Origin of the sequence: Kitasatospora sp. HPM-01-4, assembly GCF_051374625.1 — a bacterium.
Lineage (GTDB): Bacteria > Actinomycetota > Actinomycetes > Streptomycetales > Streptomycetaceae > Kitasatospora.
The window spans coordinates 1-22,100 of record NZ_JBPQGP010000002.1; the positions used below are offsets into that span (position 1 = coordinate 1).

Below are 22,100 nucleotides of genomic sequence, written 5' to 3' on the forward strand. Positions count from 1 at the left end.
AAGAGCCCAAAATAGCTGGTCAGAGGCCTATCGCTATTACGATTCTCATGATGATGACCTGGCATTTTTCATGAGATGTCACACATGATTCTCGCTAGGTGACACACGCTCAAGAGCCTCCAAGTGCCACTGCCCGCACCAATACTGTCGCATCGGTGACATCTCAATGAGATGAATCTGGGACGCCCAATTGAGAATTAGCACCGTAGGTGGTGGCCATGTAGGCGACGGTCGGGGTGGCGTACCAGCCCGGTCCGGTCGGCGGGCGGCCGTGGAAGGTGGCCGGGTGCGGCAGCAGCTCGTCCACCGGGGTGGCGGTGAAATCCGCCCACCACAGGCCAGCGGTCTTGCCGCCGTCCCACGCCGGGTTCGTCACGCGCTCCAGCGGGCCGACGGGCAGGCGCAGGGAGTCGGTGACGGACAGGTAGGACGCGCAGACGTCGACCGCGACCGCGAACCGGCGGCCCGCCTCCTCGGCGGTGAGCTCACGGGCCCACCACTTGTAGTCCTCCTCCTCGCACACCGCCTCACCCTTGGAGAGCAGCTCGCGGGTCAGCGGGTGCCGTGCCCCGACAGCCGGCGGCACGCACAGGTCACCGCTCGGCAGGGCGCCCTCGCGCAGGTGCGAGGACCACTCCCCCGTCACCTGGTCCTTGACCCACTCCACACGCGGGCGGACCGCGTCCAGAAGCAGCATCGCGGTGGAAGCGGTGGTCGCGCCCGGCGCGACGCCGAGGTCGGTAGTGAAGGCCCGGAAACGGCGAGCGAACGTCTGGCCGTCCTTAGCGCCATCGGGGGCGGTGGCCAGAGGGCCCGCGAGGGCGCTAGTGGCCTGCTGGCGGGAGTCACCCTGCCCCAGCCACGACGCGACGGTGACCCGCACCGAGGACTTCGGGCCGCCAGCCGAACCCTTACAGCGGAAGACGTGGAAGGCCGGGCCGATGTGGTCGCTGAGCTCCATGCCGACGCTGGCCGCGGCCTTCGCCATCTTGGCCTGCAGCGCGGTCAGGGCCTTCTCCGTGGCCGGGAGGGCGGCGGGCAGGCCGAGCTGCTTGAGCGCGGCCGCGGTCAGGCAGACCGTGCCGTCACCGCCGCGCCCGGAGGGGTGGGCCCGCTCGACGCGCAGCGGCAGCCCGGTGCCCAGCCACGCGAACCAGTCAGCCAGCTTCGGCCCAGCCGGGGCCGGGACCTGCGGAACGTCCAGCACCCAGCCGCCGCCGTCGGCGACGTCCAGCGCGACCGCCGGCCACCACCGGGCAGCAGCAGCCGAGGTGGCCGGGCCAGCGAGGCGCGCCGGGGCGGGACGGCTCGTGCGGGCCGCAGCCGGGCGCTGACCGGACCGTACCGCCGGGGCCGACGACGCGCGGGGCGTGGGCCGGGACTGCGCTGCAGCAGCGGGAGTAGCCACGGGCGCGGCGACCGGCGTGCTGGTGACGGGTGCGGGGGCGGCAGGGGCGGGGGCAGACTGCTCGGCCTGAGGCGCGGCGGGCGATGGCGCCGGGGCGGCGGCCGGGCGGCACCAGCCGCCCAGGTGCATCGGGCGGCCCTGAGCGCGGTAGACCGAGGGCTGGCCGCACTGCACGCACGACGCCGCCTCAGCCATCGCCAGGGAGCCGTCCGGGTTCTGGTCGAGCATCACCTGCTGCGGCGCCGGGGCAGCCTGCTGCTCGGGCGCCGGCGGGGCCAGCGCCGGGGCGGCGGCGGGCTCCTCCGGCGCGGGAAAGCGGGCGGCCAGGCCATCGAGGAGCCGGGCGTAGGCCGGGGTGATGTCCGGGCCCGGGACAGCGGTCCCGTCCTCCCAGCCCCGCACCAGGGCCGAGTCCACCCGCAGGGCCGCGGCGATCTGCGTCGGGGTGAGCCCGGCCGCCAGGCGCAGCCGCTTGCGCTCCGCCGGGACCGGCAGGCCGGTGCGCACGGCCGCGAGCAGCTCGTCGACGGAGTCGAAGAGTTCGTCGGACATCGGGCGTTGCTCCTCAGCGTCCGTTGAGTCGGGTCGGGTCGAGGCGGGGGTCACCGAACAGGGCGTCGAAGACGTCCTCGGTGACGCAGCCGATCACGTTCTGGTCGGCGTCGCGCAGGGTGTAGCCGGCGCCGCGGCCGAGGCCGGCTGCGGCGAGCGGGACCTGGGGGCGGTAGTAGAAGGTCAGCTCCCGGTCCGCGAAGACGTCGTCCCGTCGCGGCTCTGGCCGGTCCGGTTCCTGGGCAGCCCGCAGGGTGAACGACGGCAGGCCCGCCATGTCCTCCTCTGCCGCGTGGTGCAGGACCCCGTCGTCGGTGGTACGGAAGCCGACGACCAGGTCCACACCGCCGGTGCGGCGGTCCCTCGGCAGCCCGTGGCCCTGCAGCACCCGGCCGAGCTGGGACGCGGACATCGCGGCCGCCATAGCCAGCGCGCTGCGGTTCGAGTAGGCGCCAGCGGCGTCCGCACGGGACATCGCCACCTCCCGGAACACGTTCAGGTGCTGAATGAGCCGGCTGGTGCGGGCAACCAGGGCCACCAAGTCGTCGAAACCGGAGGCCTGTGGCGGCTCCACCAACCGCTCACCGCGCAGCCCGGCAAGCAGCGCCGCGCCCAGGTCGTCGGGCACCTCGACCTGCTCGCCGCCGATGCTGATCCTCACAAAACACTCCCTAACAGTAGGAGACAACCAAATAGTAGGGCCCTTCATTTTGGAAGTCCAGAACAAAGGGGCGCGCGGCAGTGCCGCGCGCCCCTCGCTGGTTCAGGTCAGACTGCCTGCGGGGCTGCCCGCCGGTCGCGCCAGTGAGCGAACAGCACCAGCCAGTGGTGCCGGGCCCGGCTCGGTACCGCCCACCTCGCGTCCGGCAGGTCATCACCCAGGTCCTCCAGGACGATCTGCACCGCCAGGTCCAGCCAGTCGGCCATGTAGCCATAGCGCAGCAGCAGCTCCCGCAGCTCCTGGTCCGTCGCCGGCACCTGCTCGCGGTCACTCCAGTGCGCAGCGCGGAACTGCTCCGCCGTCAGGGGCTGGCTCAGCAGTACCGGCACCGCCAGGTCGGCGAAGTCGCGGTCCTTGGCCTCGTGGCGGCTCATGTCGACGGGACCGCGCAGCTGCTGGTGGAGCCCCCGGGCCCCCTCGGTGGAGTCGGCCGCCACGACCAAGGAGCGGGGTGCGGGGCTGTTAACCCCGTCGTCGGGCTCACGCGTCACCCACACCCAGCACGGCGCCGGCGCAGCCACCAGCCGTGCCCGATGCCGCTCGGCCTCCGCGTCGTCGCACAGCGGCCCGATCTTCGTCCACACCCTCGTCCTGATCGCCGGATCCTCCGTCACCGGCGCCCAGTACGCGTACGGCAGCACCAGCCGCTCGTGCACCGCGCGCAACCGACTGGCGTACTCCTCGATCGTCAGCCCGAGGTAGCCGAAGTCCCCGGCGTACGGCTCCAGCTCCACCGTCCCGCTGCGCCACAGCGCCCGATGCAGATCCCCCGCCAGGCTCTGGAACAGCCCCGCAGGCAGGCGCAGCGCTGCCTCCCGCGATCCGAGCCGGGAGTTGCACCGGCGGCACAGCGCGCCGCGCACCTCGTAGGAGACGTGATCGTGATCGACCTGCACCGACGGCCTGGTGCACAACTCGCAGCGCGGCCGCTCCGCCAGGAATGCCGCCTTCGCCTCCGTCGACATCCGCCGGTAGTCCATGCCCACCTCCAGCAACCCATCCGTCGCCACCGTCGCAGACACCGCCGACAGCACGTCCCCCGTTCGGCCGCCCGGTCAGCAGCGGGGGCTCACACCCTGACTGTCCCCGGCCGCCGGCCGCGCTCGGTGTCCCACTCCTCCGGCGCGGCACCCAGTCGCTCGACTACTCCTGGGGCCACGCCCGTGCGCCGGGCCGTGTGTCGCAGGTACTCCTCCGCCCCTTGAAACAGCCCGGAGCGTGGGTTCCTGATGACCATGGCCTTGTGCGTGCCGGAGCGGACGTGGCTCCAGGAGTCGATGTCCGGTCCGTTGATGCGGGCCGGGATGTGCCCCTCGAGGTAGCCATCGTCGCGCTGCTCGCAAACCCACGTATTGGTGCGCAGCGCGCAGTTGTCGTCGGCGAGGTTGCCCCGCATCTTCGGGTACCGGCGCTACCATTCTGCGCCCAGTTCGTAGATGTCCTGGCTCAGGGGGATGGGCTTGCCGCACAGGCAGCAGGCGATGCGGAAGGCGGGTGCACGCACCAGGGGCTCCAGCTTGTCGACTCGGAGCGTAGGGGCCCTGTCGCGGTAGATCCGGTATTTGCCGCGACAGGGCGCTTGACGGCTGGCCGGTCGACTTCGGGTTGGTTGGCGCCGAACGGTGGCGAATGCTTGTAAAGAATTCTTTCTAAAGATAGCTTTACATAATGCATCAGACCCCGCTCCCTTCCGTTCGACTGACCGACCCGCGGGCGTTGCGCGCCTACGCCCACCCGACACGGATGGCCTTGGTGGGGCTGTTGCGCCGGGACGGTCCGCTGACGGCCACGCAGGCGGCCCAAGTCGTCGGTGAGAGTGTCGCCAGTTGCTCGTTCCACCTGCGCCAGCTGGCCAAGTACGGCCTGGTGGAGGAGGCCGGAGGAGGTCGCGGCCGGGAGAAGCCGTGGCAGGCGACCGCCATGTTCACCAGTTGGGACACCGGCCTCCAGGACCCTCCCGCTGCCGCTGCCACGGAGGCGCTTCAGCTGGCCATCGCCGAGCGGTACTTCGAGCTCACCGCGCGCTGGGTGCAGCAGCAGTCCCAGGAGTCACCCCAGTGGCGACAGGCCGCGCAGTTCGGCGACAGCCTGCTCCACCTGACAGCCGCGGAACTGCAGGAACTGGGCGACAGGGTCCAGGACCTGATGCAGCCCTACCTGGAACGGCTCGGCGATGCCAGCAAACGGCCCAAGGACTCCCGCCCGGTCACGCTGCTGCACCTGGCCTTCCCGAGCCGGATCACGGACCACGACGGACGAACGGACGCGGACGCGTGACCGCCCCTGGCGCAAGCGACTCGCTCGCCCGCATACCCGAGTCGCCGAGACGGCGCTGGCTCCCCGAGCTGCTGCGGGACACGGTCTTTCGCCGTTACTGGACGGGCCAGACGGTATCCGGCCTCGGGGACCAGGTCTCCGCCCTGGCGATCCCGCTCATCGCCGTCACGGCCGTGCACGCCAACGCCGCCCAGATGGGCTACCTCGCCGCCGCGATGTGGCTGCCCAACCTGCTCTTCGCCCTGCACGCCGGCGCATGGGCCGACCGGCGCTCCCACCGGCGCCGAGTCATGATCGCCGCCGACCTGGGCCGCGCCGCCCTGATCGCCACGATTCCGCTCGCGTACGCCTTCAACGCGCTCACGCTCCTGCAGCTCTACGCTGTGGCGTTCGCGACCGGAACCCTGGCCGTCCTCTTCGATGTCTGCACCGCACCGCTGTTCGTCGCCATGGTGCCCTCCGAGCAGTACGTCGAGGGCAACTCCCTGGTCAGCGGCAGCCGGGCGATGACCCAGGTAGCGGGCCCCAGCATCGGGGGCGTCCTGGTGCAGTTGCTCTCGGCACCGTCGGCACTGCTGGCCGACGCTCTCTCCTTCATCGGCTCGGCACTGTTCCAGTCGCGGATCGCCCCGGTCGAACCACCCGCCGAACTCAAGACCGGCGGCCAGCTTGCCGCCGGCAGGCGCTTCATCACCGGCTCCCCCATCATGAGGGCAGCGCTGGCCGCCACCGCCACCGTCAACCTGTTCACCTTCATGGTCAGCGCACTGTTCATCCTGTACGCCACCACCACGCTGCACCTCAGCCCCGGCCTCCTGGGCGTGGTACTCGGGACAGGAGCCGTCGGCGGGCTCCTGGGCGCACTCTGCGCCGGCCCGCTCACCAAGCGCATCGGGGTCGGCCGCACCTTCCTCCTCGGCTGCATCGTCTTCCCCGCCCCGATGCTGCTGATCCCAGCCGCACACGGCCCCACGCCGATCGTCCTCGGCCTGCTCTTCACCGCCGAGTTCGCCTCCGGAGTTGGCATGATGTGGCTGGACATCGCCGCAGGATCGATCTTCGCGGCCGTCGTACCGGACAACCTGCGCTCCCGCGTCTTCGGCGCCTACCGAACCGTCAACTTCGGCATGCGTCCGCTGGGCTCCCTCGCCGGAGGCGCCCTCGCCAGCACCATCGGCCTGCGCCCCACCCTTTGGGTGGCCGTCATCGGCGCCCTTGCCTCGTTCCTGTGGCTTCTGCCCTCACCCGTCCCGGGACTTCACCAACTCCCCGGCGCCACGCGGGGAGCAGAAGCGGACTGACCCCCGGTTCCTTGGGGGGAGATCACAAGCCGCGCGCCGCGGGGGAGTAGTGCGGCCGTTACAGAGACTCCCGGATCTCTCTGAGCTCCACATTCTCCGACTCGACCCGGCGTCACTCAGCCTCCTGCTGGTCGGGATCGAGCTTGGTGAAGTCGACGTCCAGACGCGCCTCGACCGTGCCCTTCAGGTGCGGGCTGTAGGCCGGCAGGTCATGGACAGGGACGGCGAACGCACCGAGCGCCGCCGTCACCGTGGCGCACAGAAACTCCTTACCCCGGTCCACACGCACCAGGGCAGGAAGGCCGCCCGCGGGGCTGAACGGTTCGGTACGGGTAATCGAGGCACGCAGCGCGGCCAGCACCGCGTCCCTGGACGGGGCGTGCGGCGTGACTGCCAGGCCGAGGATGTACTTGGTGGCGCAGTCAATGAACCAGGTGATCCACGGACACGCCAGCTCGCCCTCGACCTCGACCTGCACCGGCACCGGCACCTGCTTGTGATCGCCCTCCCAGCACGCGTTACGCCACAACACCGGCCGCTTCCCGAACACGTCATACGCCCGCCGGGCCGCCTCCCGCCCCGCGGACCCGCCCGCTCCCCCACCGACAACTCCCTGCGCACCGCCCGCTGCAGAGCCCGCAGCGACGGAACGGAGACGGTGGGATCGTCGGCGGCCCGAGCGGCGAGCTCACGGTGGACCGCGGCGGTGTTCCCGCCCCAGAAAGCCAGCAGACGCCGAACCTCCGGAGTGACGAGCGTACGCTCGCGCGGCCGGGCCGAAAGACGCCCCTCCGTGCGAGCAGCAGCCAGCCAGTACCAGACCGCCCGCTCCGTCACCCCCATCGCGGACGCCACCAGCCGCACATGAGCGGTCGTCAACTCACCCCGGCTGTCCAGATCTATCAACCGGGCCACCGATCCCTCACGTCCTGCTGCAGTGGCCGGCTGGGGCTGGCGCGGATCGATCGGCGGGGGCATCCCCTGCTGTTCGGGTCTCACGGCCACCTCCGATCCGCTGAAAGAACGCCGTCGTCTGACGAAGGCGAACTGTCCCGCGAACGCAGAGCCCATCCCGACACGCCGACCAGTTCCACACGATGGACGGAAGCACCACGACGCCGTGTTTCAGTGGGAGCAGCACATCCGGAAGCCGGCGTCGTTGACAGCTGGAGCCTTGGGTTGAGGACGACGGCATCGTTCAGCGGAACGACGCTGCTCGTGCGGTTGTCCCTGGGACACCGCCGCCGGGCGCGCCTGATCAGCGGGCCATGGTCTACTCCCCTACGATCTGCACAAGGACTCGATGCTCCCCGCGATCCGCGGGCGGCCCGGCTGTACGCAGCCATGCATCCCGGTTGGCGACCGACCCCATGCGCGGCCGACGGGTCCGCGGTGCCGAGCGCGGCACATGTGCGGACGACCGGATCCTCGTCAGTGAGTAGCATCGCGGTGTCCCGTCCCCACAGGGCCGGGGTGGGACATTCGGGTGATGACAATGACGTGCAACTGACACTCCCATGCAGACCATCAGATCACTGCGGCCCGGTTGTTCAGCCTCGTGACGCCAGCGCCGGTGAGGACCAGCGCGACGGGCGGGTGGCCCTCCCGGGTGTCCCCCAGGGGCCTGGCGACCCGGCGGAACCGGAGTCCTGGTGGCGGTCCGCCTGGCCGCGACCTGGCGGAAATAGCGTTGCTCACACCCCTGGCCCCCATGGCACCCTGACCGGGTGTTCAATGCGCTCTACCCCACAGGCCTGACCTGGGACGAGGTCGACCCCGCCGGCCACCCTTTCGACCCCGCTTCGGCGGCGCAGGTGGTCCACTCCCTCGGCCCGGCGCGGCGGGTACCCTCCCGGCAGGACCCCAGCCTCGATCTGACCAAAGCCAACTGGGCCTGGGAGGTGGCCAAGCCCTGGTCCGATGCCATGACGCACGTGCTGATAGAGCGCTACGGCCGGTGGGCGGCGGGGTGGCGCTGGTCGCTCGGCGAGGGGGACGTCGACGGCGGGCCAGTCGGGAACTGGTGCTGCGGGTCGCACTCGATCACCACCCCGGAGCAGACCCTCGACCAAGTCGTGGCGGCGCTGTGCGAATGGCGTGAGTGGCTGGAGCACCTCGCGAAGTGGTTCGAGGCCTACCCCCTGGACTGGGAGACCCTGGAGACGGACCGGATCCTGTGGGAACGCACCGCCCGCAACCTGATCCTGCAGGTGGCCGACCGGACAGGCGCCGAGAGCGGTTGGTACGGGCACTGCCAGCAGGTCCTGAGCTGGTTCCTCAGCCACTGGGGTGTCGCCCCCGAGCTGGCCGAGCAGCTGGTGCAACAGGCAATTGGCGGCCGGTTCAAGAGCTGGACCGCGCCGGACACCGTGCTGGCGGAGGACATCGCTGAGCGGCTCGTCGGCCCACTGCGCCAGCAGGACACCCACTGGTCACCGGACCCGGGCGAGCTCCCGGACCACCTGAAGCGCTGGCTCGCGGTACGCGAGAGCGTGCCGCGGCCGGACTGCGAGGACAGCGCGGACAGTGGACCGGCGGCCCCCGCCCGCGACGGCGCGGCGGAGGACTTCCGTTCCTTCGACGCCGCAGTGGACCCCGCCCGTGCCGCCGGCCTGCTCACCGCACTGGAGCTGGTGCGGGCCGACGCGGCGCGTGGTGCCGCGCTCGACTTCGAGCTGCTCCGCCGCTGGCAGCAGCACGTACTGGGCGCACCCGAGCCGCCACTGCTGCGCGCCCACCCCGCCTTCGCCAAGGGCGGCAAGGAGCGCTACGGAATCGGCCCCGACACCCACACCCGCCTCGACGCCTGTCTGGCACAAGCCGCCGACAGCCGGCTCTCGCTGGCCGCCAGGGCGGCCCGGGCCTACCTGGATGTCTGCTTCTTCCATCCGTTCGACGACGGCAACGCCCGCGCCGCCCTGCTCACCCTGCTGTTCGTGCTGGCCCGCGCAGGCGTCACACTCGACTCGGTGGTGCTCATCCGCCGGTTCAGCCACCGGGCCGACGACCCGCAGGACGCGCTGAGCCTGTGCCGTTCCGTCGAGTTCCACCTCAGGCACTGCGCCGCCGCTCAGTGACCGCCCGGTACAACCCGCGCCGCCCGGATCGCGGTCCCTGTCACAGGCGACATCGGCACTTCGCCAGCCTGCGACACTGCTCTTCAGTACGGACACGACACCACCGTTCAGCGACACATGGCACTGACCAGCAGCGACCACCATCCAGCCACTGAAAACTGGCGGCACACCACCACTGCAACCCACACGCCACCCATCAGCCCTCCGGTCCGGCTCGGGCCTCCCCGGCCCCGGTAGCGGGCCTTACGGGCGCCCCGCACGGCGGTGGCTGACGGGCCCTCAACCGCAGATTCCGGACCGGAATCCGAAGCATATCCGGCGGCGTTTCTCCGGCTTCCGAACACGTCTATCCTACCGGTCTCCGGGCGGGCGCGGGACGCGAACAGGCAACCTCGCGTCAACCGTCTATCCCGTCTCTATCTGGCGGCACTTCCGGTGAGAATGCAAATTCCCTTTCGCTCTCTTTCGGGCGGCAATCCGAAAGCCTCGCAAAGCGCAGCGGCCAGGAATCTAATTCAGGCACGCCGGAAAGGGGCCTACGGCCCTCCACACCAACACGGCGACCGCCCTTCCAGACCGCCGAGAAAATCCCGCCCAACGTCAACGACGAAATCCCCGGGGCGGCGACACCAAACCGAACACCAGGCCAGGACGGCGGGGAGCGCGGCCCGCGACGGCCGGACGGGCCAGGCACCCCGGGCGGGCAAGGCACGACCCTAACGGCGCCACCAGGGCCCGGCGGCAGGACGGCCGCACCGGGCGCAGCAGGACGGCCTGGCGGCCGGCCAGGACGACGGCCAGGGCCCAGCAACGGACCGGCGGGGCGCGGCGCCGCCGAGGCCGGCGGACCGGGCACGAGGTGCAACACGCCCACCCGCCCCCCGCTCCCAGCCACATAACACCTGGTCAGACCCGCAACACGCCCCGTGTTGCACCCCAGCGCAACACCGCGTTGCCCCCGACCCCACCACCGGTGTCCTGTGCCACTGATCCTCGACCGATTGTCACTGAAGTTGGACCACTGCGCGGTTCGTGCCACCGAACCTTGACCACCCTGGTCAGGGCCTCACCGAGCGGTGTCAGTCCCTTGCTGGATGATCTGGCCATGCTGATTGCGACCAACGAGCGCGGCCATGTGGTGAAACGCGCGTCCAAGCCAGCTATCGGGACGATGCTGGCCAACCTGCGGCGGGGGAACGCTCACATGGTCCTGGAGCGGGTGGACGAGGAGCTTCCCGGCAGTTGGTACATCCAGGTCCGGCTCCGCGAGAACAACACCTTCCAGCTCGAATACCGGGACGGCGTGGCTGGGCTGCACTACCAGACACTGACTATTTCCCAGGAGAAGGCCCTCGGGGCGCTGCTCGGCTGGGCTAGCGCGAAGCCGGGCTGGCGGGACGGCTTCATGTGGAACAACATCGGTGAGCAGTTCGGCTCCAGCGACCGTGAAGCCCCGGAGCCGTCCGGCGGCGCGGAGCCGTCGACTGGTCCGGAACTGGTCTGACCAGGGTGGTCAAGGTTCGATGGCACGAACCGCACAGTGGTCCAACTTCAGTGGCAATCGGTCAAGGATCAGTGGCACGGGACAACCAGACCGCCGAGCACCACCACCAGGAGAAGGCCAGCCCCGGGACAGCGGCCAGGACTACCGGCACCTAGTGCTGTGACCGGGAGGTCCACCGTGATCGGAAGGCGGCTCGCGGGACGAGCGCACGCGCAACAGCTGGTATTACTGGGGCATGCAGGAAGAGACGGCACGCTCCGCGATCGACACGTTCATCTCCGCGTTTAACGCCTCGGACGACAGCTATGTGACTGCCCTGCTCTCCCAGGCCCTGACCTCAGACGTGGTCTTCTGGGGGCCGTTGGGTCGCATCGAAGGAATCGCGGCGGTCGAGCGGTTCGTGCTGGACATCCGGCGCCACCCGGCGGGGACCGGCACGATGGTGCGCTGCTCAGCGGTGGACATGCCTGACGAGTGGGCCCGGTACCAATGGGTCTTCACCACGCCGGACGGAGGCCCCCGCCTGGCGGGAACGGACATCGTCCATCTGCGGCGGAGCCTCATCGACCAGGTCATCGTCTTTGCAGGGGAGATCGAGCCGTCCGCCTCCTGAGTCGTCCTTCTGTCGCTGTCCTTCTCGTGAACTTGTCCCTTTCGGCACTCCGGGGCTGCGGTTCGCGGTCGGTCAGGCTGCGGCGTTGAGGGGGCGTCCGCCCCAGCGGATGCCCTTCTCGCTGCGGATGCGGGCGCGTTCCTTGCGATGGGCGGCAAGTACGTCGGGGTGGCGGGCGTTGGCGTTGCGCCGGCACGGGTAGCGGTGCAGTGCCCGGGTTTGCGTGGGGTGGCTGCGGTGATGGGAGTTGGCCAGGGTGAACTGCCGCAGCGGGACGGCGGCGCCCGGCAAGCGGGCAGGCGGGGCGCAGCCCGGCCGGAGCAGGCACAGCAGGCCCGGAACGGACGGCACCCGGCCCAGACCACACCGGCCGCCACACCACCCCGACAACCGGCACCGCGCGGCACCCAGCCCGGCCCACCAAGCCGAACAGCGCCCCCGCCACCACCCCAGCCCCGCAATTCCGACCCGAATTCAGACCACCACCGGCAACCAATCCGCCAAAACAACCGAACGAAATACCCGGCGGAATTCACACCCGAATGCACGCCCAACATCACCCACCGGCCCCCAAGCAGACCGACCTGACCCCCACCTCCAACCAACCACCACACACAGTCACCAACCCAGCCGCCACCCACCGGACACCCCCCAACAAGCACGATCAAAGGTCCAGACGACCCGGCGGGCGAGGCCATTCCACGCCCCACAACACCCACAGGTCACGCCCGGTCCTTCGCCGGGTAGAGCCTCGCGTGCAGCACCCGCGCCTCCCACCACGGATCGTCCGGAGCGCAGACCAGCCCGGCCACCGGCTCCCGCTTGGTCGGGACCGGCAACACCAGCAGGCCCAGCTCCTCCACCTCCCGGTCGCTGACGCACTGCGGGCACTCCAACCGGCCCAGGCCGGCCGTCCCGGTCAGTTCCAGCGGTGAGCCGGCTCCCCGCCGATAGACCCCCGGCACGACCAACACGGCCGCAGCACGGCGTTCGCCTCTCGGGTAGCCTCCAGCCGCACCTGGGCCTCGGCCTCCCGCCCCAGGCGCTCCGTGTGTTTCCTGGTGGCAGGGCCAGCAGCGGCCGCCGGGCCGACGGGTCCACTCCTGCCGTCCCTGGGGGCCGTACTCCAGGGTGCTCTCCTGCTTCGGCACGTTGCCGCGTTCGGCGCAGGCGAGGGTCTGCATCAGCTCGCGGTGGGGCTGGGCGGCAGTGCCGGCCAGGCGGCGGTGGGCGACATCGGTGGTCCGGTGAGCGTGGTAGGCGGCCTCGGCGGCGCGGTCGGCGACATCCCGGCGGTGGCTCTCACGACACAGCGCGTCCTGCAGGACGGTATCGAAGGCGGGGTCGTAGCGCTCGGCTCGGGTCTCGGCGGTGTGGTCGCGTACGCGCTGCCACTCGGCGCGGACGGCGGCCGCGGTAGCGGCACCGGTCTCGTCCCCAGCGTCGGTGTGCCGGTCGGCGGTGCGCTCGTCATCCCGGGCCCGGTGCAGCGCCTGCTGGGGGTTCTCCAGGGTCATCCCGGCCGCCCGGCGGCGGACCCGGCCACGGACATCGCCGAGCAGCCCGTGCTCCCGGCCGCCGAGCTCACCCTCAACGTCCCGGCCAGGCGGCGTGGAGGCGGGGTCGGCGGGATGCTGGGCGAGGACTGATACAGAGAGGTGTCCAAATGAAAGCGATCGTGGTGATGGACCAGGCCGCGGGAACGGCCGGGATGACGCTGACGGAGCAGCCCCGGCCGGAGCCGGCGATAAACGATGTCGTCGTTCAGATTCATGCGTCGGGATTCGTCCCAACCGAGATGGCGTGGCCCTCGACATGGACCGATCGCCTCGACCGCGACCGAACACCGTCGATCCCCGGACATGAGCTGGCCGGAGTGGTCACCGCCCTCGGCTACGGCACGGCGGGTCTCTCGGTGGGACAGCGCGTGTTCGGCCTCACCGACTGGTATCGCGACGGCACCCTCGCCGAGTACGCGGCCGTCGAGGCACGCAACCTCGCGCCGTTGCCGGGCGACGTCGACTTCACCGTGGGCGCGAGCCTGCCGATCTCAGGCCTCACCGCGTGGCAGGGACTGTTCCAGTACGGCCACCTCCAGGCGGGGCAAAGCGTCCTCGCGCACGGCGCGGCCGGCGCGGTCGGGACGATGGTGACGCAGCTCGCACGAGAGGCCGGCGCCCACGTCATCGGCACCGGACGTGCCGCTGACCGTCAGAAGGCACTCGACTTCGGCGCAATGGAGTTTGTCGACCTCGACAACGACACCCTGGAAGACGTCGGCGAAGTCGACCTGGTCTTCGACGTCATCGGCGGCGACATCCAGAAGCGATCCGCAGGCCTGATCCGGGCCGGAGGAACACTGATAACCGTCGTCGGGCCGCCTGAGGCGCGGCCCGCCCACGGCCTGGCGATCGACTTCGTTGTCGAGTCCGATCGTGCCCAACTGGGTGAGATCGTCCAGCGGGTGCGGGAGGGACGACTGCGCACGAACATCGGCAACGTCGCGACCCTCGACGATGCCGTCGCCGCCCTCAACCCGACCGAGCGACGCCAGGGAAAGACGATCATCCGCATTCGTCCGTGAGGACTCGGGAACAGCGCGGGCCTTCCGTCCTCGTAGACCAGCATCAGCCGCGTAGCGATGTCAACGACATCGGCTTCCCGTTCCAGCCGTTCCTCGCGTTCCTGGTGACAGGACCAGCAGCAACCGCCAGGCCGGCGCTTCCACCGACGGCCACCGGGCCGGCGCTTCCACTGACGGCCACCGGGGCGGCGCTTCCACTGACGGCCGATCTCGTAGACCTTGGCAGCATGACGATCCCCTGTCACGGGAGCAGATGATGTCTCTTGAGGCATGGACTTGGCGGTACGTGGTGCCGGTGGCGAAGGAGGCCGGCCTGACTCGCAAGTGGCAGGTGTTCCTGCCTGGCGGCGGACAACGGTGACCAGGCACTGTCGGAGCTCCAGTCCCGGCGCCTCGATGCGGCGATGGAGGTGTTCGCCGTCAAGGCGTTCATCGTGCCGGCGGCTTCCTGGGCGTGGAGCTACCGCAAGAGCTGGGAGTCCGCCGGCAAGAAGGCTCCGGACGCGTCGGCCGCCCTCGTGCGGTGGAGCGTGATGCCCCCGGAGCACGTCGCCTTCGCCCCCCACAAGGTGAGCCCGCTCAACGCGGACTGGGCGTACGTCGGACGGATCGACTCTGACATCGCGGGCCGGACCATGGCCGAGGTCCTGCGGGAGGAGACCGTCCCGACCATGCGGCGGCTGCTCGACCGCAGCAAGCTGTGGGCGGAGATCAGCCGGCCCGGCTTCGCGTTCCACCGTGGGCAGCCGCCCGGCTGGGCCCGGATGATTCTCCGGGTCGACGAGGCTTCACCGGCCGAACTGGACGAGTTGGTCGGCCAGGTCGAGACGGGCTGTCCGGTCGTGGACGAGTTCATCGCCCGGGCCCGGACCCGGGCAGCCGAACACACCGGGTAACGAGGGTGGTCGGCCGCAACCCCGGCCGGGCGCAGCCGGATCGGTGACCGCTCGGTATGGCACCTCCAGTGGCACAACCGGCCCAGGTCAAAGACTCCGCGGCGCCCACTCACACGCCCTGCATCGCTGGTCGTACAGGGCGGCCGGGTACGAGCGGCCGTCCCGGCCTGGACGGGCCGGGGCGGCCGGGGGTGCGGGAGGGGTCAGCCCGTGACAGTCCCGGCACGCCGGTGGACCGTGACATCCTCGGCGTAGGGGGCGGCGAAGGCATCGATGTCGTGGCTGTTGTACTCGGCGAGCTGCTGCTCGACCACGTCGCGCGGTTCGGTCATGTGGGTGAGCATTCCTTGTCTTGCGCGGAGTTCAGGCGGCCAGGCGGCGGGTGGCGAGTTCGGCGTAGAGCGTGGCGCCGTCGGGGAGCACCGCGTCGTCGAACTGCGCGTAGGGCGAGTGATTGGGCGGCAGGTCCTCGGCGTTGCTCCCCTTCGGGGCGGCGCCGAGCCACGCGAAGGAGCCTGGAACGGCGTCCAGTACCCGGGAGAAGTCCTCCGACACGGTCGCCGGGTTCGGCAGCGTCCGGAAGCGTTCCTCGCCGAAGACCTCCCGGACGGTGTCCGCCAGGAAGTCGGTCTCGGCCGCGTCGGTCACGGTCACCGGGTACCCGGCGATGTACTCGACCTCCGCCCGCAGGCCGTGGGCGGCCGCGATGGCCCGGACCAGCTCCACCGTGGTGTCGGCGACCCTGGACTGCGCCTGGGCGGAGAAGGTGCGCACGGTCGCCTCGAAGCGGGCGGTCTCGGGGATCACGTTGCGCTGGGTGCCGGCCTGGAGCAGCCCGACGGTGACCACCGCCGGGTCGAACACGTCGAACTGGCGGGTCACCATGGTCTGCAGGGCGGTGACCATCTCGCAGGCCACCGGGATGGGGTCCTTCGCCCTGTGCGGCATCGAGCCGTGGCCGCCCGTACCGTGGACGGTGACGTTCAGCGAGCCGGAGGCGGCCGTGATCGGTCCGCGCCGGGAGGTGAACTCCCCATGCGGCATGGCCGAGGCGACGTGCAAGGCGTAGGCGGCGACCGGGTGTTGGCCGGCCGTGTCCAGCACGCCCTCGGCCAGCATGGCGCCGGCTCCGTCGAATCCCTCCTCGCCCGGCTGGAACATGAAGATGACGTCGCCGTGCAGTTGCTCGCGCCGGGCGGCCAGCAGGTGTGCGGCACCCGCGAGCATGGTGGTGTGCAGGTCGTGTCCGCAGGCGTGCATGGCGCCGTTCTCGGCGGCGAACGGCAGCGGGGCCTTCTCGGCGACCGGCAGGCCGTCCATGTCGCCGCGCAGCAGCACCGCCGGCCCCGGTCGCCCGCCGCGCAGCACCGCGGTGACCGAACTCAGCGCGGAGCCCTGGCTCACCTCCAGCGGCAGCCCGTCGAGGGCCTGCAGCACCCGCTCCTGGGTGCGCGGCAGCTGGAAGCCCAACTCGGGAAACCGGTGAAGGTCGTGGCGCAGCCGGACCAGATCCGGGGCCAGAGCGAGAGCGTCATCGTGCAAGGACACAGGTGCCTCCGTCGAACCCGCGTGCGGCGGGAACTTGTGCAGAACGATCTTGTTCCGTGATTCTGGATCTCGTCGCGGGAGTTTCCCGCGATTTCGCAGGATCACGCCATGAGGAGGCCCTCCGATGAACGATTCCACCGGCAGTCGACGGTGACCGGCGCCGAGGTGACGGTGGATGAGCTGGACCTCGCCCTGGTGAACGCGATGCAGTTGCAACCGCGGGCGCCCTGGTCGCTGCTCGGCCAGACCCTCGGGATCAGCCCGGTCACCGCCGCCCGCCGCTGGCGCCGGCTCTCGCAGGCCGGGATCGCCTGGGTGACCGCCTACGGCCTGCCGCACCCCGAGGACCGCGGGTGCGTCGCCTACCTCGACCTCGACTGCGCTCCCGACCGGCTCCGGCGGATCGCCGACGACCTGGCCGAGGACCCGCACGTGATGAGCATCGAACACGTCTCCCAGGGCTGCGACCTCGCCGTCACCGCGGCCTTCACCGACCTGGCGATGGTCTCCCGGTACACCACCGAACGGCTCGGCCGGCTCCCCGGGATCAACGCCGTCCGCGCCCACCTGGCGACCGGCTTCTACGCCGAGGGGATCCGCTGGCGACTGGACTCACTGGACCCCGCCCAGCGCGAGGAACTCCACGACGATCACCCGGCCGGCGACGGGCCACCGTCCGGAGTACGAGCTGAAGTCCGGGAACAAGACCGGGAATTGCTCATCAGACTAAGCGTCAACGGCCGCCTCGACCAGGCCGAGCTGGCCACCGCCACCGGGCTCAGCCCCTCCACACTGCGCCGCCGCCTCGACCGGCTGGCCACTTCCGACGCGATCCGCTTCCGCTGCGAGATCGCCGCCCGCGACGCCGGACGGCCGGTCCTGGCGACCTTCCGGGCCGACCTTCCCCCGGACCGACTCGACGAGATCGGCCCCCAGCTCGCCAGACTCCCCGAGATCCGGTTGTGCGTGTCCGTCACCGGCACGCACAACCTCATCCTCTCCGTCTGGCAGCGCTCCCTCGCCGACGTCCAGCGACTGGAAACCGCACTCGCCCGCAGGTTCCCCGACCTGCGGGTGGCCGAGCGCCGCATCTCGCTGCGCACCGTGAAACGGATGGGCCGGATCCTCGACGCGCACGGACGCGCGGTCCGCGCCGTGCCGATGGACATCTGGCGGGACCCGGTCCCGGCCTCCTGATACTCCAGCCGTAGACCGTGATCTTGCCGGCGGGGGCCGCTGCGGGAACGCGAACGGCCACCGCTGTGCGCGGAGTTCCAATACCCGACTCCACTATCAAACCCGACGCCTGACGAGGTCATCACCCACATTCCGGCTCACCATGAACGGCAGCGCACCGAACAGGCCGAGCCACCCGCCCCGACGGCGCCCGGCTACCACCCCAAGGTGCCGGCCACCCTGTTCCGCGCCGCGACTCCCAGCCGGGGGCAGCGGTGACCGCTTGGCGCGGTGAGGCAGATACTCGGGCGCTCCGCCAAACCGGCCTCCCCGGGGCAGGGGGCCGGACCTCACGCCTGGCCCGGGTGCCCGGCGGGGTCGTCAGCCGGGCAGCCCCGGGAGGACCGGGCCGGATTCGTAGGCGATCACCACGGTGTGGGTGCGGTTCTGCGCGCCGAGCTTGGTCAGGATGTTCCCGACGTGGGTCTTGACGGTCTCCGGGCTGACGGTGAGCGCGTGGGCGATGTCGGGGTTGGAGCGTCCGGTGGCCATCAGCCAGAGCACGGCCTCCTCACGGAGTGTCAGGCCGGCGTCCGGCGGGGCCTTCGCGGAGTCCAGCGGGCGGGCGGTGACCATCCGGCGCAGGTCGGCCGGGAAAAGGATCTCCTCCCCCGCCGCGACGGTCCGAACGGCCTGGGCGATGCGGGGCACGGGGAGGCGTTCGAGCGCGAACCCGCTGGCCCCGGCGCCGGGCGCGGCGGTGACGTGGCCGTCGTTCTCGAACGTGGTGATCACCATGGCCTTGGGCGGGTCCGGTACTTCCGCGAGGATCCGCCGGGTCGCCTCGATGCCGTCGCAGCGCGGCATCCGCACGTCCATCGGCGCCACGTCCGGCCGCAGCCGCCGGGCCCCTTCGACCGCTTCGGGGCCGTCGGCGGCCTCGCCGACCACGGTGATCCCGGGCTGCGCCGCGAGCAGGACGCGCAGGCCGCTGCGGGTCACCGCGTCGTCGGCGGCGATCAGCAGCGTGGCGCTCATGCGGGAGTCCGGACGGGGAGGCGGGCCTCCAGGACCCAGCGCCGGCGCCGGCCGGCCCGGCCCGGAACTCGCCGTGCAGCAGGCGCACCCGTTCGGCGAGGCCCGGGAGTCCGTGGCCGGAGGTCGGGAAGGCCGCCCGCCCGCTCCGGCCGCGGCCGGTCCGGTTGGCCACGCCCAGGGCCAGGCCGTCGAGCGAGAGCGCCGCCGTGACGCGGATCGGACCGTCCGCGCCGTGCCGCAGCGCGTTCGTCACCCCTTCCTGGAGGATCCCGGTAGGCCGCCCGCGACAGCGCCGCCGGCACCCGGGCCAGGTCGCCTGACAGGTCGGGCTCGACCACCGTGCCCGTGTGCCGCAGCCGGTCGAGCAGTTCGGGCAGGTCGGTCGGCGTCCGGGCGGGTGCCGTGCCCGCGGCCTCCTCGCGCAGCACGCCCAGGACGTAGTCGAGGTCCTCCGAGGCGGCCCGGGTCGACTCCTCGATGCCGCGCAGGGCGGCCCGGGCGGCCATTGGATCGCTGGTGAGCACTTCGCCGACCACCGCCGCCTGGATGGTGGCCGCCGTCAGGGTGTGTCCGATCGGGTCGTGCAACTCCCGGGCCAGCCGGTTGCGTTCGGCCAGCCGCCGTTCCCGCGCGGCCGCCGGCGCGAGCCGTTCGGCCGGGGAGGGGCCGAGCAGGCGCGGTGCCAGTCGGCGCAGGACGCCCGACACCGCCACGCACACCAGCGCCGCCGGCAGCACGCACAGCAGGGCCGCCGCCCAGCTCGCCCAGCCGTCCCCGGAGCGCAGCGTCCGGCCGAACAGCGACAGTTTCGCCTCGTCGCCGAGCCGGCGCCCCGGCAGGGCCGGCGCCGCCAGCAGCAGGTTGGCCGTCAACGTCGCGCTCCAGCCCGCGGCGACGTGCAGCAGCAGCCACAGCGGGGTCCGCCGCCAGTCCACGCCGGGCGGCCCGGCCGACTCCGGCAGCGGCGCGGCCAGCAGGCGGCGGGCCCCCGCGATCAGCACCCGCCCGGTGGTGCGGGCCAGCCCGGCCGCGGCGATCAGCCCCGCCCACACCACCGGCACCAGCGCGGCCCGCACCCCGTACGGGCCGGACTCCCGCAGCAGCGCGGGCAGCACGGCGAACGGCAGCAGCACCGTGCTCGCCGCCGCGCCGGGGAACGCGAACAGCACGCCCGTGTATGTGGAGCCGCGTAGCAACGGCCGGATTCCCCAGGTCATGGACGCCGAGTATGACGTCCCGCACCCCCGGCCTCCTCCCCCGATCGGGGGAGCGCGGTTTCCCTCCCGCCCGGGAGGCGGGCACGGGGCGCCGTGTTCCAGGATCGGTCAGGCCCGGAGCGACCGGGCCGATCACGGAAGGACAGCGGATGCACGCCCCTGGAACGACGGCCGCCCGGCCCGCAGCAGCACGCGACACCCCGGCGACGGCGGCCGTGGCGCTGGGCACGCTCGGCCTGTTCACCTCGTTCGCGGTCGTCGGCGCCCTGTTCGGCGCCGCCGGCCTGATCACGGGCACCATCGCCCTGCGAGCGTCCGGACGCACCGGCACCGGCCGGGGCCGCGCGCTCGTCGGCCTGCTGCTCTCGCTCGCCACGATCGCGCTGTCCGTCCTGGCCGCCGCCTTCATCGCCTGGTACGCGAACCACACCCAGGAGTGCTACCGCCCCGACGGCCTCCACCAGTACGTCCAGTGCGTCCGCCGCAACCTCTCCGGGCACTGACCGCGCCGGAAACCCCGGCGAACACCAAACCACACACACCATCAGAGGTGACATTCCATGAACTCACGTACACCGCTTGGGTTCCACGTCCTGCGTCGCAGGACGACTCACGCTGCCGTCGCCGTGACCCTCGGGGCCCTCGCCCTCGGCACGCTCGCCCCGTCCGCCGACGCCGCCCCGGGGGCCGCCAGGCCGGACGCCACCCAGCAGCGTCTGAACGCAATGGTGAGCCCCGATCACGTGCCTGGCGCTCTGGCCGCCGTCCGTGACCAGGCCGGCCACACCCGTACCTATGCCGCGGGCGTCGGGGACCTGGCCACCGGTGCGAAGGTGCCCCGGGACAGCCAGGTGCGGATCGCCAGCGTCACCAAGACGTTCACCGCGGTGGTCGTGCTGCAACTGGTCGGCGAGGGCAGGATCCGCCTCGATGACCCGGTCGAGACCTACCTGCCCGGCCTCCTGCGCGGGCAAGGTATCGACGGGCGCCACATTACGGTGCGTCAACTCCTGCAGCACACCAGCGGACTTCCCGACTACGAGGACGACGTCACCGACGACATCCTCCAGCGCCGCTACCTCTCTCCCCGCGACACCCTGGACATCGCGCTGCGACACGAAGCCGTCTTCGCCCCGGGAACGAGTTGGGGGTACAGCAACACGAACTACCTGGTGGCCGGGATGATCGTGGAAAAGGTCACCGGACAGCCCCTTGCCGAGGAGGTCGACAAGCGCATCACCGAGAAGATCGGGCTGCGCCGCACCTACCTCCCCGCCCCCGCCGAGACCACCCTTCGAGGGCCCCACCCCCACGGCTACCACAAGGACGGCCCAAACGGATCGCTGCGTGATGTCACCGAGATCGACCCCTCCGCGGCCTGGGCGGCGGGCGCGATGGTCTCCACCAGCTCCGACCTCACCCGGTTCTTCTCCGAGCTCATGAAGGAAGGCCACCTCCTCAGCGGCCCCGAGCTCGAGCAGATGCGCACCACCGTCCCCACGGGCATGCCCGGCTACGACTACGGACTGGGGATCATGAGGACACAGCTGTCGTGCCACAAGACCGTCTGGTGGCACAACGGCAGCATCCCCGGCTACGGAACCTGGAGCGCCGCCACCGACGACGGACGCGCCGCCAGCGTCACGATGACCGCCGACCCGACCAGCATGGCGGACCTGCAGCCGGCCGAGGATGCCGTCGACGCGGCCCTGTGCGGCTGAACCACGCCTGCCTGAGAACCGCCGGCGCGCTGGGGAACTCGACCGGCGTCGTTTGAGCGGACCCGCAGAGGCGCCCGTGCACCGGGCCGGCACGGCAACGGTATTCAAAAGACGACGAAGGCATAGGCCGTCGAAAGCGGTTTCCAGGGATCGCTGCAACACGTGGTCGCTTGTTCAGGCCGCGAGCAGTTCGGACAGACGCTCGGCTGGGATCTCCCAGCCGAGCGGGCTCCGCCCCGAACAGTGGACACTTCTGAGCTTGACTCTGTCGGGGATCTTGGACGATCGGGCTCACGTACCGAGGGTCCGCCAGGACTTCAGCCGGGGGATGTCGTTCTCATCCAGGAAGGTTTGGTAGGCGGTCGGCGGTCTCGGTGACGGGAGTTCCTCGGTGGCTGACCGGCCGCTGAGTCGTTCGATGTTCACGGCGATGGCTGTGAGTACGTGTTGCAGGTGGGCCTTCGGCT

The 22,100-nt window shown here is 71.2% G+C and carries 21 protein-coding genes and 1 pseudogene; 11 read left to right on the forward strand and 11 right to left on the reverse strand.

The genetic code is table 11. From position 1 onward, the window contains the following. Positions 1 to 163 precede the first annotated feature (163 nt). The 4 genes from ACSMTC_RS00170 to ACSMTC_RS00185 form a co-directional block, all read right to left on the reverse strand. Complete coding sequence (locus tag ACSMTC_RS00170) at positions 164 to 1,960, reverse strand: helix-turn-helix domain-containing protein (protein ID WP_436557549.1); 1,797 nt, start codon at positions 1,958 to 1,960, stop codon at positions 164 to 166. Between the two features lie 13 nt (positions 1,961 to 1,973). After that, positions 1,974 to 2,621, reverse strand: coding sequence for a hypothetical protein (locus ACSMTC_RS00175; protein ID WP_436557550.1), 648 nt, complete (start codon positions 2,619 to 2,621; stop codon positions 1,974 to 1,976). A gap of 107 nt (positions 2,622 to 2,728) precedes the next feature. Next, the gene (locus ACSMTC_RS00180) at positions 2,729 to 3,661 is read right to left on the reverse strand and encodes an endonuclease domain-containing protein (RefSeq protein WP_436557551.1); all 933 of its coding nucleotides are present in this window, start codon (positions 3,659 to 3,661) and stop codon (positions 2,729 to 2,731) included. A gap of 89 nt (positions 3,662 to 3,750) precedes the next feature. Next, positions 3,751 to 4,077 (reverse strand): hypothetical protein, encoded by a 327-nt coding sequence (locus tag ACSMTC_RS00185; protein ID WP_436557552.1) that lies wholly within the window; start codon positions 4,075 to 4,077, stop codon positions 3,751 to 3,753. Between the two features lie 272 nt (positions 4,078 to 4,349). On the opposite strand from ACSMTC_RS00185, the gene ACSMTC_RS00190 reads away from it, so the two are divergent. Beyond that, positions 4,350 to 4,958: a winged helix-turn-helix domain-containing protein gene (locus ACSMTC_RS00190; RefSeq protein WP_436557553.1), complete on the forward strand. Its 609-nt coding sequence runs from the start codon at positions 4,350 to 4,352 to the stop codon at positions 4,956 to 4,958. Next, positions 4,955 to 6,259: an MFS transporter gene (locus ACSMTC_RS00195; RefSeq protein WP_436557554.1), complete on the forward strand. Its 1,305-nt coding sequence runs from the start codon at positions 4,955 to 4,957 to the stop codon at positions 6,257 to 6,259. The genes ACSMTC_RS00190 and ACSMTC_RS00195 overlap by 4 nt, the downstream gene beginning before the upstream one ends. Before the next feature lie 112 nt (positions 6,260 to 6,371). On the opposite strand, the gene ACSMTC_RS00200 is transcribed toward ACSMTC_RS00195, so the two are convergent. Beyond that, positions 6,372 to 6,809: a hypothetical protein gene (locus ACSMTC_RS00200; protein ID WP_436557555.1), complete on the reverse strand. Its 438-nt coding sequence runs from the start codon at positions 6,807 to 6,809 to the stop codon at positions 6,372 to 6,374. A gap of 1,177 nt (positions 6,810 to 7,986) precedes the next feature. On the opposite strand from ACSMTC_RS00200, the gene ACSMTC_RS00205 reads away from it, so the two are divergent. From ACSMTC_RS00205 to ACSMTC_RS00215, 3 genes are all read left to right on the forward strand, one after another. After that, positions 7,987 to 9,336 carry a Fic family protein gene (locus ACSMTC_RS00205; protein ID WP_436557556.1) on the forward strand — a complete coding sequence of 450 codons (1,350 nt, stop codon included), beginning with the start codon at positions 7,987 to 7,989 and terminating at the stop codon, positions 9,334 to 9,336. Between the two features lie 1,105 nt (positions 9,337 to 10,441). Next, a complete protein-coding gene (locus ACSMTC_RS00210; protein WP_436557557.1) occupies positions 10,442 to 10,840 on the forward strand; it encodes a hypothetical protein in 399 nt (132 codons plus the stop codon). A gap of 235 nt (positions 10,841 to 11,075) precedes the next feature. Next, positions 11,076 to 11,453, forward strand: a complete 378-nt coding sequence (locus tag ACSMTC_RS00215) for a nuclear transport factor 2 family protein (protein ID WP_436557558.1) — start codon at positions 11,076 to 11,078, stop codon at positions 11,451 to 11,453. Positions 11,454 to 11,525: 72 nt separating this feature from the next. On the opposite strand, the pseudogene ACSMTC_RS00220 reads toward ACSMTC_RS00215, so the two are convergent. Together ACSMTC_RS00220 and ACSMTC_RS00225 are read right to left on the reverse strand one after the other, a co-directional pair. Next, a pseudogene (locus ACSMTC_RS00220) lies at positions 11,526 to 11,726 on the reverse strand (IS630 family transposase); the annotation flags it as partial. 449 nt (positions 11,727 to 12,175) lie between these two features. Beyond that, the gene (locus ACSMTC_RS00225) at positions 12,176 to 12,970 is read right to left on the reverse strand and encodes a hypothetical protein (protein WP_436557559.1); all 795 of its coding nucleotides are present in this window, start codon (positions 12,968 to 12,970) and stop codon (positions 12,176 to 12,178) included. Between ACSMTC_RS00225 and ACSMTC_RS00230 the strand changes: the two genes are divergently transcribed. The 3 genes from ACSMTC_RS00230 (at position 12,938) to ACSMTC_RS00240 (ending at position 14,933) form a co-directional block, all read left to right on the forward strand. Further along, on the forward strand, positions 12,938 to 13,102 hold the full coding sequence (locus tag ACSMTC_RS00230; RefSeq protein ID WP_436557560.1) for a hypothetical protein: 165 nt from the start codon (positions 12,938 to 12,940) through the stop codon (positions 13,100 to 13,102). The two genes, ACSMTC_RS00225 and ACSMTC_RS00230, sit on opposite strands and share 33 nt — an antisense overlap. Before the next feature lie 17 nt (positions 13,103 to 13,119). Further along, the gene (locus ACSMTC_RS00235) at positions 13,120 to 14,037 is read left to right on the forward strand and encodes an NADP-dependent oxidoreductase (protein WP_436557561.1); all 918 of its coding nucleotides are present in this window, start codon (positions 13,120 to 13,122) and stop codon (positions 14,035 to 14,037) included. Positions 14,038 to 14,441: 404 nt separating this feature from the next. Beyond that, positions 14,442 to 14,933, forward strand: coding sequence for a hypothetical protein (locus ACSMTC_RS00240; RefSeq protein ID WP_436557562.1), 492 nt, complete (start codon positions 14,442 to 14,444; stop codon positions 14,931 to 14,933). Positions 14,934 to 15,136: 203 nt separating this feature from the next. Here the strand turns inward: ACSMTC_RS00240 and ACSMTC_RS00245 are convergent, their stop codons facing one another. Both ACSMTC_RS00245 and ACSMTC_RS00250 read right to left on the reverse strand, forming a co-directional pair. Next, entirely contained in the window at positions 15,137 to 15,265 is a 129-nt protein-coding gene (locus tag ACSMTC_RS00245) for a hypothetical protein (RefSeq protein ID WP_436557563.1), read from the reverse strand. Between the two features lie 31 nt (positions 15,266 to 15,296). Continuing rightward, positions 15,297 to 16,481, reverse strand: a complete 1,185-nt coding sequence (locus tag ACSMTC_RS00250) for a M20 metallopeptidase family protein (RefSeq protein ID WP_436557564.1) — start codon at positions 16,479 to 16,481, stop codon at positions 15,297 to 15,299. A 108-nt stretch (positions 16,482 to 16,589) separates the two neighbouring features. On the opposite strand from ACSMTC_RS00250, the gene ACSMTC_RS00255 reads away from it, so the two are divergent. Continuing rightward, positions 16,590 to 17,678 (forward strand): Lrp/AsnC family transcriptional regulator, encoded by a 1,089-nt coding sequence (locus tag ACSMTC_RS00255; RefSeq protein WP_436557565.1) that lies wholly within the window; start codon positions 16,590 to 16,592, stop codon positions 17,676 to 17,678. 360 nt (positions 17,679 to 18,038) lie between these two features. On the opposite strand, the gene ACSMTC_RS00260 is transcribed toward ACSMTC_RS00255, so the two are convergent. Beyond that, the gene (locus ACSMTC_RS00260; RefSeq protein WP_436557566.1) at positions 18,039 to 18,695 is read right to left on the reverse strand and encodes a response regulator transcription factor; all 657 of its coding nucleotides are present in this window, start codon (positions 18,693 to 18,695) and stop codon (positions 18,039 to 18,041) included. Beyond that, positions 18,692 to 19,912, reverse strand: coding sequence for a histidine kinase (locus tag ACSMTC_RS00265; protein WP_436557567.1), 1,221 nt, complete (start codon positions 19,910 to 19,912; stop codon positions 18,692 to 18,694). Before ACSMTC_RS00265 ends, ACSMTC_RS00260 begins: the two co-directional genes overlap by 4 nt. A gap of 149 nt (positions 19,913 to 20,061) precedes the next feature. On the opposite strand from ACSMTC_RS00265, the gene ACSMTC_RS00270 reads away from it, so the two are divergent. Both ACSMTC_RS00270 and ACSMTC_RS00275 read left to right on the forward strand, forming a co-directional pair. Further along, a complete protein-coding gene (locus ACSMTC_RS00270; protein ID WP_436557568.1) occupies positions 20,062 to 20,415 on the forward strand; it encodes a DUF4190 domain-containing protein in 354 nt (117 codons plus the stop codon). A gap of 57 nt (positions 20,416 to 20,472) precedes the next feature. After that, positions 20,473 to 21,633 (forward strand): serine hydrolase domain-containing protein, encoded by a 1,161-nt coding sequence (locus ACSMTC_RS00275; RefSeq protein WP_436557569.1) that lies wholly within the window; start codon positions 20,473 to 20,475, stop codon positions 21,631 to 21,633. Positions 21,634 to 22,100: the final 467 nt, after the last annotated feature.